This window comes from Bacillus cereus group sp. BceL062 (genome assembly GCF_051780025.1).
Classification (GTDB): Bacteria; Bacillota; Bacilli; order Bacillales; family Bacillaceae_G; genus Bacillus_A; species Bacillus_A toyonensis.
Genome location: NZ_JBPWGY010000002.1, coordinates 459,355 through 472,407, shown reverse-complemented (window position 1 = coordinate 472,407; position 13,053 = coordinate 459,355). Strand labels below are relative to the sequence as shown.

The following is a 13,053-nucleotide window of genomic DNA, read 5'->3' as shown; positions in this document are numbered from 1 at the left end:
CCCAAGATGATTTATTTATACAATTGTATATCCATAGTCAACCACAATATTTTTCCCTCTAATGGCATCACTTTTATCAGACATTAAAAATAAGATGACATTTGTAACATCTGAAATTCCGACAAATCTTCTATATGGTATCTTCTTTAATAACTTATTTCCCTCAAAGGACTTCAAATAGCTTTCGTTATTATCGTTTATAATATAAGACGATGGCACACAATTCACTGTAATATCTCATTTTTTATCCTTCAAAAATGAATCATTACCAACAAATGTTATATTTCGCATTATAAGGTTAGCATAAGATTTAAAATAATTAATATGCAATTTTGCATATTTTAGCACTCCTAATTATTTACATAGTGTTGACCACCTTTATTTAAAGAAGCCCCCACATTCACTTAAAACACGAATTTGTTAATCAATACTTTTTCTTTAATTTTTCATGGGAGAACTGAAATTAATTAGTAACCCTGTTAAACACCTAAATCTTATAATTAAACTAACTAATCTTCCTCTAATAAATTGTTGTCTTATTTAACTTCACAATTAATAGTATTCAGCAGGCATAGTCACAACATCTTCGTACATCTCCTCATTAAAACTGAAAGAAAACTAATTAAAATCTGGTCTAGAAATTTCACTTTTCTACGTTACAGGATCTGCCTAAGAAAACATCGAATACAGTATCTTCCCTGTTACAACTAGCTTTATGTTATATATTTATAAAAACATGATATGAAATTTTTAGAATGGATATCGTGAGTTCAAGCCTCTCCATGGTCATAAAAAAAAGACACCATATCACCCTACTACGTGATATGATGTCTCTTTTTTATGTAAGTCAATCACTTCCCACCAAACATCTTCTCCAAAGCTTTAGCATTCGCAAACAATACTTCTTTCAAGTTATCATCAGCAACGATTTTATAGTCACCATCTTTGTTTTTCTTTAAGTTCAATGTAACTTCGCGTGTTGCCATTATTATATCTTTATCTGATAAATGTTTAATGATAGCTGATGTCATTGTTTTTTCGATTGCTTTTTCAGATTGCTCTTTATCTTCGCTAAAGGCACTAGCGAAGGCCATTGGCATAACTTCTCCCATTGCTTTCGTTACGGCAACAGATAGGTCAGCAGATGTAATTTTCACTTTCACTTCTGCTTTATCATCTGTTTTTGATACTTCTTCTAGTCTTTCAAATTTAAAGTTTTTCGTAATTGCGCTTAGCATTTCTTTTGCTTCAGCATCATCTGTTTTTTCATTTAGTTTATTAAATTCCTTGTCACTTTCAACGAATGTACGAGCCTTCTCTACATCCCCTTTTTGTATTGCTGTTAAAAATTCTTCAGCAGTATCTTTCGGGTTTGCACATCCTGCTAGAACACCAACTGTTAACCCTATTACCATCATTAGTAGCAATAATTTCTTTACCTTTTTCACGTTCATTCTCCTCTTACCTTACCTTTTCTTTTCTAGTAAGCCATCACTATACAACAGTATAAAACTTACATTACAAACATTTTTTAGTATAACATTTATACGATTTATTTTCTATTCTTTCCCAAAAGATAAAGAGCCTTGTAGCATTTCTACAAGACTCTTCATCTTTTAATCCGTATCCGTAGCACAAATTAACCACATTTTATGCTCCTTACTATCTAATACCATCCAAGTAGCATCCCATGCAACATCGTAAAACCAATCTGTCCAAGGGTGGTCACTTTCAAACACTTTAATATCTTCGTATCGATCTTGGAACATATATTGGCATACATTAATCGCTAATTGCTTCGCAGCAACCGGCCGTTCTTGAAATGCTTCATACGCTCCGCCCCACAAAATTTGAGCGGCAATGCTACCATCAAGCATGACTGCCTGATGCTCTTTAAAACGAAACTTATATTTATCTGATGTATGTATTTTTAATTCTTCTAAGTTATTGATTATATCTAAAGAGTTGCAGATTCTTCTGAAAAAGTGCTCGTGTCCATCTTCTCCATGTGGTATTTCTTTGAAAAAGTTTTCGTTATGTACTTTAAAACAGCTTATAACCGCTCCACCATTTAAGTTTTGTTTCTTATATATATTTATAATTTGTTCAATAGATACATGGTTTGTTTCTATTTTTTCAAACGTTCCTGCTCTCCATCTCATAATGCCACTACTCTCTATTAAAGATTTGTTATTTCATTATAAATATCAAAATAAAACCCAGCAACTTTAAAATTGCTAGGTTATCCCTTATTCATATTCGAAACAATAATAACAATTACGCTAAGTACATCATGCCCCGCTATCATCCACATACTCCTATCAAAAATCATCAATGATAACCAAAGCGATATATTAATAACAGCAAATAATACATATAAAATGAAATCTCTCTTTTGTAGCGCCTCTCTATTCATGAAAATGTAAATGGCACCGATAGGAGGCAGAATAAAGCAAAGGAAAAAGACAAATATTTTTCTTAACGACCACGGATTTGAAGCTATTATCTGCATATGAGTCTCCTTTTCTATTATAGTACTTGCTTTAACATCGGCCTTACTATTCTATATTCGTCACCATAAGGTTCCTTTATGATTAAAGGCGATTGATCATCTTTTTTTTCTTCAATCATTGTGAATACTTCTGTTTTTTCTTGTAACGTATTAGATTCACTATTTTTAGTAGGTGCTTTACTTGCTTCAATTTTCTTTGTCACTTCTCCGAGCCTTTGCCCAACTTCTTCTGCTTGAGCAGGTTCATCCGTAACGTAGTATTCTTGGTCCTCCCATACTAATATAGGTGGTACTTGTTCTCCTTTGTTACATATTATATAAGTAATACTAGCTATAAGTAGTAGACTTGTTAATAAAAAGAAGATAGCTTTTTTATTCATATACTATTCTCCTTTTCTATTATTTTATTGGATTATACAATATAGTTTCCATGTAGTAAATGGTTTTTGTGGTAATTTTTAGGTTTTTATACAAAAAGAAAAACCTTACAAAAAGTAAGGTTTCATTTTTAAAATTTATAATGATTGAGTAATTAATACAATCATTACGATGATCGCTATAAACATAACAACTAAACAGCCAATCATTTTATAAAATCCTCGTTTCGTTAACGTCCCGCCTTGAACGTCTTTACGAATGAATAGGAACACCGCTAAAAATAAAACGATCCCCATACCAAAAGCATACATCATTTGCATATGTTAATCTTCCTTTCTCTCTTCCATCTTAATATCTTTTTGCCAAAACAACAAATGAGATAAAGACGGTACTCATTGTAAGTGCCATAAGTATATTTAATAGTTCAACCGCAGATAGTGTCATTACTTTTAAATTTAAGCCGATAGAGAAAAGGAGATAATACGCTGTTAATGCAAAAAAACTGAAGAACATCCCTTTATAACGAATGAGTTTCATTCGCTCATCTTTTTCTTTAAATTGCGGGTGTAAGTAACTTAAGCAGAAACACATAATCATCATTGCTAGTAACGTATAAGTAGGACTTGGTGGTGCTGAATGTGTCATTATACCTGCTAGTATCATAAATCCACTCATAATTAAAAAGATAATTCCCATAATAACAAAATACTTTTGTGAATCATTCATCCTTTCTCCCCCTCTTCTTTTCCTTCATAAATAAATACATGTTCTATCGTTGTTTGAAATGTTTTCGCTATTTCAAATGCTAATGGAAGTGATGGATCATATTTCCCTTTTTCAATTGAAATGATGGTTTGTCTGGAAACTCCAAGTTTCTCAGCCAATTTTTCTTGAGATAGTCCAAATTTTTTTCGATATTCGACCATTTTATTTTCCAAGGAAATTTCTCCCTCCTCCCTTATATCGAGTATATATGTAAAGGAAACTTTACGTCAAGTTTCCTTTACATATATTTCAGTTTGTTTCACGCTATTTATCCCGCATTAACAGGCAGTAAGACTCCCACCTCAAAATTCAGTGAATGCGAGGAATTTAGGTGGGAAATAACTGCCCGATTGGTGAAGGCTAATAATCAGTGGTGGATGGACAAACCCCACACTGATTAAAGTTTCACTTTATTATAGAAGAAACTTTTTCAATTTCAGCACGTCTATTTTGTAATGCAACATGGAACAATGTATATATCCGTTACTATATCCCTTCTCCATTTTTATAAAAATTTAATATCTCCATATTTGTTTTATCCTTTTAAAATATTTCATTTGCCGCTTTATTAGATGAAATGCGTTATTTGTTTTACGGTATTTTTCGGCATATTAATAGAAACTAACGGTTTATGAAGCATTTTTTATGTTTAGCCACTTTTTTTGTAGAAATCCTTCGTTTTCCTTTCAATATTTAACACTACCGAAATAAAGTTTACTCTAAATTCATAATTTTTTATTTTTTATACTATATTCCGTTATATTGTTGTATAATATCAATGAAAGCGCTTATTATTTCAATATACATAATTCGAACTTTATTTTATCGAAACATTCTAACTATTATACCTATATGTAAATGCAACAATTATAGTTGTTAGTGTAGGTATACCAAATATATCCACTCCATTTTTCTGTAAAATTACTTTATAACATGAAAGATTAACTTGGGTGATAAGTTATTGTGAATGTTTTTTTACAAAACAGATAAGTAATAGTGTTTGGTATTATGTAAATTATTGTAATAACATAAGAGTAAAGACAACATTTACATTAATTATTAGTTCATCAATTATTGAAAAAGAGCAAAATGCACCTTTTGTATAGGAAAAGGATTATATGCATTGGGAGGTTTAAACAAATGACGAGGAAGAATACAACGACAAACCCTTGGGCCAAGTTCCATGGTCCGAACCTTGGTTATGTTATTGAACAGTATGATCTTTACGTAACTGGAGCAGGTTCTGTTGATCCGGAATTACAAGAGCTTTTTGAAATTTTTGGAGCTCCTTCGTTTCAAGATGATGTCGTAACAGGGGACAACACAGCAACACATTTTTCTCCTCAAAACACAGGTAACATTGAAAAAATTCTTAAAGTCGTTCAACTTGTTGAACAGATTCGTTCTTTCGGGCATACGTTGGCTCACATCAACCCGATGGAAGATGCTGCAAACGGACAATCTCTTCTTGAGAAAGCAATGAACGAATTGAGCGATACTGACTTGAAAGCGATTCCAGCTAAAACAGTATGGCAAGATGCACCAGAGGGTATTCACACTGCACTTGATGTAATTCATAGATTAAAAGACGTTTATACAAAATCTTTAGCTTATGAATTCTCACATATACAAGATAGTGAAGAACGCGCGTGGTTGCATCAAATGGTGGAATCAAATTCATTGCGTCAACCATTATCAAATAAAAAACGAACTGCTCTTTTAAAACGTTTAACAGCTGTTGAAGGTTTCGAGCAATTCTTGCATAAAACATTCGTTGGGCAAAAGCGTTTCTCTATCGAGGGCGTTGATATGCTTGTACCAGTTCTAGATGAAATTGTGCTAGAAGGTGCTAAAGGCGACGTTGAAGATGTCATGATTGGTATGGCTCACCGCGGTCGTCTAAGCGTACTTGCTCACGTATTAGAAAAACCATATACTCACATGTTTGCTGAATTCAAACATGCAAAAATAGAAGGCGCAGTGGCAAATGCTGGCTGGACTGGCGACGTGAAATACCATTTAGGTAGAGAACAAGTCGTTGGCAATGAAGAAGTTAGCACTCGCGTTACATTAGCAAATAACCCGAGTCACCTTGAGTTCGTTAATCCTGTTGTGGAAGGTTTCGCACGTGCGGCTCAAGAAAATCGTAAAAAGTCTGGTCTTCCAGAACAAGATACTTCTAAATCATTCGTAGTTTTAGTTCATGGTGACGCTGCATTCCCTGGTCAAGGTATTGTATCTGAGACACTAAACTTAAGCAGATTGAACGCGTATCAAACGGGCGGAACAATTCATGTTATCGCAAACAATGCAGTTGGTTTTACGACTGATAGCTATGATTCTCGTTCTACGAAATATTCAAGCGACCTTGCAAAAGGTTTTGATATTCCGATTGTTCACGTGAACGCTGATGATCCAGAAGCTTGCCTTGCTGCTGCTAACCTGGCGATTCAATATCGTACGTTGTTCAAAAAAGACTTCTTAATCGATTTAATTGGTTACCGTCGCTACGGTCATAACGAAATGGATGACCCAGCAGTTACGCAACCACAAGTGTACAAAAAAATTAAAAATCACCCAACTGTAAGAGCAATTTATGCAGATCAATTACAAGCTGCTGGTGTTCTAAATGCAGATGAGGTTGAAACAATTACTCAATTTATACAAGAACAATTAAAATCTGATTATGCACAAGTACCACCAGCTGATACGGGCGATGCAACAATTCACGTTAAAGTACCAGATGTTGTTGCAAAAGGCATTCAGCCAATTGATACTGGTGTTGAACTTGACTCACTTCGTGCAATGAATGAAGGTCTATTATCTTGGCCAGAAGGCTTTAACGTATATCCGAAGGTGAAGAAAATTCTTGAACGCCGTAAAGATGCTCTTGAAGAGAACGGTAAAATTGAATGGGCACTTGCTGAGTCATTAGCATTCGCTTCTATTTTACAAGAAGGTACACCAATTCGTTTAACTGGTCAAGATTCACAGCGTGGTACATTCGCGCATCGTCACATCGTATTACACGATACTGATACAAATGAAACATATTCACCATTACATCGCTTACCAAACATTAACGCTTCATTCTCTGTTCATAACAGTCCGTTATCAGAAGCTGCTGTTGTTGGTTACGAGTATGGTTATAACGTATTTGCTCCAGAAACTCTTGTTATGTGGGAAGCGCAATATGGTGATTTCTCAAATACTGCGCAAGCATTATTTGATCAGTACGTTTCAGCTGGAAGAGCAAAATGGGGTCAAAAATCTGGTTTAGTTCTTCTATTACCACACGGTTATGAAGGTCAAGGACCAGAGCATTCTAGTGCACGTCCAGAGCGTTTCTTACAGTTAGCTGCTGAAAACAACTGGACAGTTGCAAACTTAACGAGCGCAGCACAGTACTTCCATATCTTGCGTCGTCAAGCATCTATTTTAGGAACAGAAGCTGTTCGACCTTTAGTACTTATGACGCCGAAGAGTTTATTACGTCACCCACTTACGCTTTCAACTGCTAGTCAGTTAAGCGAAGGACGTTTCCAACCTGCTTTAGAACAAGAAAACCTTGGCATGAAACCAAATAAAGTTAAACGTCTTGTTTTAAGTACAGGTAAAATGGCGATTGACTTAGCAGCGGAAATCGAGTCTGGTAAACATGAATACAACTTAGATGAAGTTCATGTCGTTCGCATTGAACAGTTGTATCCATTCCCTGCTGAAAAAGTTCAATCTATTATGAAACGCTTTAAAAACTTAGAAGAAATTATTTGGGTTCAAGAAGAACCTCGTAATATGGGTGCATGGCATTACATGGCTCCAATTCTGTTCGAACTAGCTGGAGATACAGTGAAAACAGGTTACATTGGACGCCCAGATCGTTCTAGCCCATCTGGTGGCGATCCGTTCGCTCACAAAGCTGAGCAAGAACTAATTGTGGCGCACGCTTTAGATGTGAAGTATAACTTCCGTCAAGATAAACAAGAAATTGAAGTTTATAGCAACTAAAAGTAACAATGAATTTTTCCCGGCTCGACTTGGGCAGATATTCTACCCAAGTCGAGCTAACAAATGGAGATTACCGAAGATTAAAGAAGACAAAACACACCGTTAGGCAAATAAGGGGAGGACATTTAAAATGATCGAAATTAAAGTACCTGAGCTTGCAGAATCTATTACAGAAGGAACTATTTCACAATGGCTTATCAACGTAGGTGACAAAGTTGAGAAAGGTGGCAGCGTTGTTGAGCTTGAAACTGATAAAGTCAATGTAGAAATCATTGCAGAAGATTCAGGTATTGTATCAAAGTTACTAGGCGAGCCTGGGGATACAGTTGAAGTTGGCGCAACTATCGCAATTTTAGATGCAAATGGCGCACCAGTGGCAGTAAGTACACCTGCACCAGTGGCTGAGCAACCAAAACAAGAAACAGCTGAAGCACCGAAAGCTGCTGCTCCAACTGCTGAACAAGCTACGGCTCTACAAGGTTTACCAAATACGAACCGTCCTATCGCATCACCAGCTGCTAGAAAAATGGCTCGTGAATTAGGAATCGACTTAAACGACGTACGTAGCACAGATCCACTTGGACGTGTGAGACCACATGATGTACAAGCTCATGCTGCAGCACCAAAAGAAGCACCAGCTGCTCCAAAAAGTCCAGCTCCTGCTCCAGTTACAAAAACGGAATTTGAAAAACCAGTTGAGCGCGTGAAAATGTCCCGCCGCCGTCAAACAATTGCAAAACGTCTTGTAGAAGTACAACAAACATCTGCAATGTTAACAACATTTAACGAAGTTGATATGGGTGCAATCATGGAATTACGTAAAGAGCGTAAAGATGCTTTCGAGAAAAAACATGATGTACGTCTTGGCTTTATGTCATTCTTCACAAAAGCAGTTGTTGCAGCATTAAAACAATTCCCATTATTAAATGCTGAAATTCAAGGCGACGAGCTTATCATTAAAAAATTCTATGATATCGGTATTGCAGTAGCAGCTCCAGATGGATTAGTTGTTCCAGTTGTACGCGATGCTAACCAATTAAACTTCGCTGAAATCGAAAGCGAAATTCGTAATTTAGGTATGAAAGCACGTGATAATAAACTTTCATTAAAAGAGCTACAAGGTGGTACATTTACAATTACAAACGGTGGTGTATTCGGTTCTCTAATGTCAACACCAATCCTAAACAGCCCACAAGTAGGTATTTTAGGAATGCACAAAATCCAAGTAAGACCCGTTGCAATTGATGCAGAACGTATGGAAAATCGTCCGATGATGTACCTTGCACTATCTTACGATCACCGTATTGTTGATGGTAAAGAAGCAGTTAGCTTCCTTGTTGCTGTTAAAGATATGCTTGAAGATCCAAAATCATTATTATTAGAAGGTTGATAGACTAATAGTCTATTAGAGGCTGTAGAATAAATCATTCTACAGCCTTTTTTTATTGCGTTCATACGGGACAAATTTCATGACATAAGCTAATAATGTATGCTTAAAACGTAAGGAGGATTAAAATGAATAACCTTCCAGCTCATGCAAAGCTTAAAGCAAATAAGGATACTTTCTTCCTTCCCGACTCAAACGGGGGTGTCTATTTTCGAAATAACGCCAGTTCATTCCGCATGGACGGTGATGGAATTTATAACTGGATTGAAAAATTAATGCCTATGTTTAATGGTGATCATTCTTTAGCAGAAATAACCGATGGTCTTCCTCTCCCCTATCAACATCGTGTATTTGAAATTGGAGAGATTTTATATGAAAATGGTTTTGTTCGTGATGTAAGTCAAGATGCACCTCATGAATTAAATAGTGCATTACTCGATAGGTATGCTTCGCAAATTGAATTTCTAGAAGCTGATTCTCATTCAGGTGCTTTAAAATTCCAGACGTACCGCGCAGCAAATGTCCTTATACTTGGTTCTGGGGATATGCTTACTTCCTTAGTTTCTTCTTTACTAGAATCCGGATTACCTACATTTCATTACCTTGTCACAGATTATATGGAAACAAATTACGACCGAATTCATGAACTAGTAGAACGTGCATATGAAGTTGATGACAATGTACTTGTTCAAGAAATAGATACTACAATTGACCGCCCCCTGCATGAAGTGTTCGAACCCTTTGACTGGATTTTATACGTTTCTCAAAATGGAGACATTGAAGGCTTAAGAACAGTTCACACGATTTGCAAGGAAGTAGGAAAGAACTTCATACCCGCCATTTGTTTATCAACATTCGGTTTGGCTGGTCCTGTCGTAACAGCTGATCGTGAAGAATGCTGGGAATCAGCTTGGCATCGGCTACATGAAACTACTTTGCAAAATGAAAATGCATCAGCTCCTTTTTCACCAATTACTGGCGCAATGTTAGCAAATATAATTATTTTTGAATTATTTAAACACGTCGCTGATGATTCATATCGAGAAAAAGAGCCACAATTCTTTTTATTAAACTGTGAAACACTCGAAGGGACATGGCATCCTTTTATAAAACATCCTCTCGCAACTGATGAAAGTTTTACAATTGATACAATAGAAAATCTTACCGAAAAACTTGCGCAGCGGTCCAACCAACATACTTCAACTGAATTGTTCCGTTTTTTCGACTCATTAACTTCTAAAGAAGCTGGTATATTCCATGTGTGGGATGAACAAAATTCATATCAACTACCGTTATCACAATGTAATATTCAAGTAGCTACACCACTATCCGATGGTCCCGCTTCCCTCCTGCCTCTTATGACTTGCGCTGGTTTGACTCATAATGAAGCTCGCCGTGAAGCTGGTTTAACAGGAATTGAAACATATGTAGCTGAAATCATTCATCGCCTTATTCCTGAACATAACGATATCGGTATTGGTGCTGGGGAAACGATGACAGAAGGTGTATACCGGGCACTACAACAACATTTAAACAATAAACTATATGAGCGGCAATCACATATGCTAGAAGAAATTACAACGATCGACCTAGCTGGAATTCATGATACACATTGTAAGTTTTATTACGATGCTCTCTCTACAATTCATGAAGCACCTAAAATAGCAATGAGTGAAGAGATTCTTAGTTTTCCAGTCGTTTGGGTCGGTGTAAATGATAGATGGTATGGCGCATCCAGTATTAATATGACGTTAGCGTTACGTAACGCACTACAACTATCTCTTCTTCACATTCAAAATGAAGAAACTCCATACAGAGCTACTGTTTTGCCTGAATCATCTATTATTTTATATGACACTGATTCTTTTCGAATAGAAATACAAGCGGACGAAGAAATTCCAGATGTGCAATCTTTACAGCTTGCCTTGCAGCATTTAGGAGAACATAATTTTTATCCATTCGTGTTTGATTTAGCGATTGAATCATTTTTGAAAGAAAATTTAGATGGTGTGTACGGGGTATTAATTGCAAAGGAGGACGGTTTATGACTCAACATATATTGCTTATAGGAGATGGCCTACTTGCAGACTATGTACATGATCAATTACGCAAACAATATTCCATCATTCGCCAACATACAATTACAGACGAACTCCCTGAAAATATCAACCTCGCTCTCGTATTACATGACGGCTCTCCTTCTACTATTCATCATGATGCTGAGCTTGTTTTTCGTTCCAATCATATTCCGTGGCTACGTGCGTTTACTTCATTTGGTGAAGGTGTTATCGGACCTTATATTCATCCTCTTGCAACGGGATGCACCCATTGTGCCGATGGACGACGCTTTATCGCCGGATTTGATCAACAAGAAATGTGGGAATTACAGCGGAAATATGCATTGAAATCAGAGCACGTAACGAGGCGTGATGTACGCGCCACCCAAAATGGCATTCTGCAAATGTGCCAGCTCATTCATGCTGAAACGGAGAAAATATTAGCTCACGGACATTCTTCTTTAGAAAATGAACTCATTTTACTAAACTTACAAACACTGCAATGTACGCGGCATTCTTTTCTTCCAGATCCTCTCTGTCCTATATGTAGTAATTTACCTGCTGATACTGCGGATGCGGCACAGATTTCTTTACAACCGAGCTTAAAAACAAGTGCTGAAACGTATCGCTGTCGTTCTATTCATGAACTAAATACATTTTTAACGAGAGACTATTTAGATTACCGGGTTGGTATGTTGAATGGAAAAATGCAGCATTCTTTATTACCATTCGCTGACGTCATTATAAACATGCCGTTAATGTTTGGGAATGAAGGTGTTGCAGGTCGAACCCATTCATTTGCACTGAGTGAAGCAACTGCTATTTTAGAAGGTTTAGAACGATATTGTGGTATGTCACCTCGAGGAAAAAAGACAAATGTGCATGGTAGTTTTCATGATTTAGAGGATCATGCACTGAATCCCCTCACACTCGGTGTACATACAAATGAACATTATAATCGTGATAGTTTTCCGTTTAAGCCGTTTGATCCTGACTATGAACAAAACTGGGTATGGGGCTATTCTTTATCACAAAACAAGCCACTTTTAGTTCCAGAATCAATCGCTTATTATAGCCTCGGTCATCGGGATGCTTTCGTGTATGAAACATCCAATGGTTGTGCAATTGGTGGTAGTTTAGAAGAAGCAATTTTTCACGGCATTTTAGAAATTGTAGAGCGTGATGCCTTCTTGCTCACTTGGTATGCTGAATTACCTCTTCCCCGCCTTGATCTTAGCTCAGCAAACGATACGGAATTACAATTAATGATTCAGCGGTTACGCACGATTACCGGGTATGAATTACACGTTTTTAACGCGACGATGGAACATGGCATCCCGAGTTTATGGGTAATTGCGAAAAATACGCGTGCAAATGGAATGAACGTTGTTTGTGCAGGGGGCTCTCATTTAGATCCTATTCGAGCTATAAAAAGTGCAATTCACGAAATAGCAGGCATGTTACTAATAGCAGATGATGAGCTCGAGCAAAAAAGAGAGTACTACGAAAAATGCTTACAAGATCCTTATCTCGTTAATAAAATGGAAGACCATAGTATGCTGTACGGATTAAAAGAAACGGAAGAACGTCTTCATTTCCTTTTACGTGACGATGCTCCGGTGCAATCGTTCCAAGAAATGAATGCATTACAATCGTTTGATATGGATTTGACATCTGATCTTCATCAACTTTTAAATCGTTTGCATCAATCTGGGCTCGAAGTAATCGTTGTAGATCAAACCGTCCCCCTTATAGAGCAGAACGGATTACATTGTGTAAAAGTCATGATCCCAGGCATGCTACCGATGACGTTCGGTCACCATCTCACTCGTGTTACCGGACTGGATAGAGTGTACACTGTACCGATGACACTTGGATATAGGGCTGAGCCTTTAACAAACGAACAATTAAATCCACATCCTCATCCATTTCCATAGTAAAGGGGG

Annotated in this window: 12 protein-coding genes; 4 read left to right on the top strand and 8 right to left on the bottom strand. The window is 36.7% G+C overall.

Annotation, left to right across the window (positions count from 1 at the left end; genetic code table 11):
* Nucleotides 1-15 precede the first annotated feature (15 nt).
* The 8 genes from ACS2MN_RS07630 to ACS2MN_RS07595 form a co-directional block, all read right to left on the bottom strand.
* Entirely contained in the window at nucleotides 16-228 is a 213-nt protein-coding gene (locus ACS2MN_RS07630) for an SDR family oxidoreductase (protein ID WP_257209445.1), read from the bottom strand.
* A gap of 623 nt (nucleotides 229-851) precedes the next feature.
* A complete protein-coding gene (locus tag ACS2MN_RS07625) occupies nucleotides 852-1,448 on the bottom strand; it encodes a hypothetical protein (RefSeq protein WP_346994100.1) in 597 nt (198 codons plus the stop codon).
* Between the two features lie 168 nt (nucleotides 1,449-1,616).
* A complete protein-coding gene (locus ACS2MN_RS07620; protein ID WP_098805159.1) occupies nucleotides 1,617-2,162 on the bottom strand; it encodes a hypothetical protein in 546 nt (181 codons plus the stop codon).
* An 80-nt stretch (nucleotides 2,163-2,242) separates the two neighbouring features.
* Nucleotides 2,243-2,512, bottom strand: coding sequence for a hypothetical protein (locus tag ACS2MN_RS07615; RefSeq protein WP_103592418.1), 270 nt, complete (start codon nucleotides 2,510-2,512; stop codon nucleotides 2,243-2,245).
* A gap of 17 nt (nucleotides 2,513-2,529) precedes the next feature.
* Complete coding sequence (locus ACS2MN_RS07610) at nucleotides 2,530-2,892, bottom strand: hypothetical protein (RefSeq protein ID WP_052943556.1); 363 nt, start codon at nucleotides 2,890-2,892, stop codon at nucleotides 2,530-2,532.
* A 135-nt stretch (nucleotides 2,893-3,027) separates the two neighbouring features.
* A complete protein-coding gene (locus ACS2MN_RS07605) occupies nucleotides 3,028-3,210 on the bottom strand; it encodes a DUF3976 domain-containing protein (protein WP_001178305.1) in 183 nt (60 codons plus the stop codon).
* Between the two features lie 28 nt (nucleotides 3,211-3,238).
* Nucleotides 3,239-3,616: a hypothetical protein gene (locus ACS2MN_RS07600; protein ID WP_001000065.1), complete on the bottom strand. Its 378-nt coding sequence runs from the start codon at nucleotides 3,614-3,616 to the stop codon at nucleotides 3,239-3,241.
* Nucleotides 3,613-3,828 carry a helix-turn-helix transcriptional regulator gene (locus ACS2MN_RS07595; RefSeq protein ID WP_000428507.1) on the bottom strand — a complete coding sequence of 72 codons (216 nt, stop codon included), beginning with the start codon at nucleotides 3,826-3,828 and terminating at the stop codon, nucleotides 3,613-3,615. The genes ACS2MN_RS07600 and ACS2MN_RS07595 overlap by 4 nt, the downstream gene beginning before the upstream one ends.
* Before the next feature lie 967 nt (nucleotides 3,829-4,795).
* Between ACS2MN_RS07595 and odhA the strand changes: the two genes are divergently transcribed.
* The 4 genes from odhA (at nucleotide 4,796) to ACS2MN_RS07575 (ending at nucleotide 13,044) form a co-directional block, all read left to right on the top strand.
* Nucleotides 4,796-7,663: a 2-oxoglutarate dehydrogenase E1 component gene (odhA, locus tag ACS2MN_RS07590; RefSeq protein ID WP_346994099.1), complete on the top strand. Its 2,868-nt coding sequence runs from the start codon at nucleotides 4,796-4,798 to the stop codon at nucleotides 7,661-7,663.
* A gap of 130 nt (nucleotides 7,664-7,793) precedes the next feature.
* A complete protein-coding gene (gene odhB, locus ACS2MN_RS07585; RefSeq protein WP_346994098.1) occupies nucleotides 7,794-9,053 on the top strand; it encodes a 2-oxoglutarate dehydrogenase complex dihydrolipoyllysine-residue succinyltransferase in 1,260 nt (419 codons plus the stop codon).
* Between the two features lie 125 nt (nucleotides 9,054-9,178).
* On the top strand, nucleotides 9,179-11,098 hold the full coding sequence (locus ACS2MN_RS07580) for a putative thiazole-containing bacteriocin maturation protein (protein ID WP_346994097.1): 1,920 nt from the start codon (nucleotides 9,179-9,181) through the stop codon (nucleotides 11,096-11,098).
* Nucleotides 11,095-13,044, top strand: a complete 1,950-nt coding sequence (locus ACS2MN_RS07575) for a TOMM precursor leader peptide-binding protein (protein WP_000191875.1) — start codon at nucleotides 11,095-11,097, stop codon at nucleotides 13,042-13,044. The genes ACS2MN_RS07580 and ACS2MN_RS07575 overlap by 4 nt, the downstream gene beginning before the upstream one ends.
* The last annotated feature ends 9 nt before the right edge of the window (nucleotides 13,045-13,053 follow it).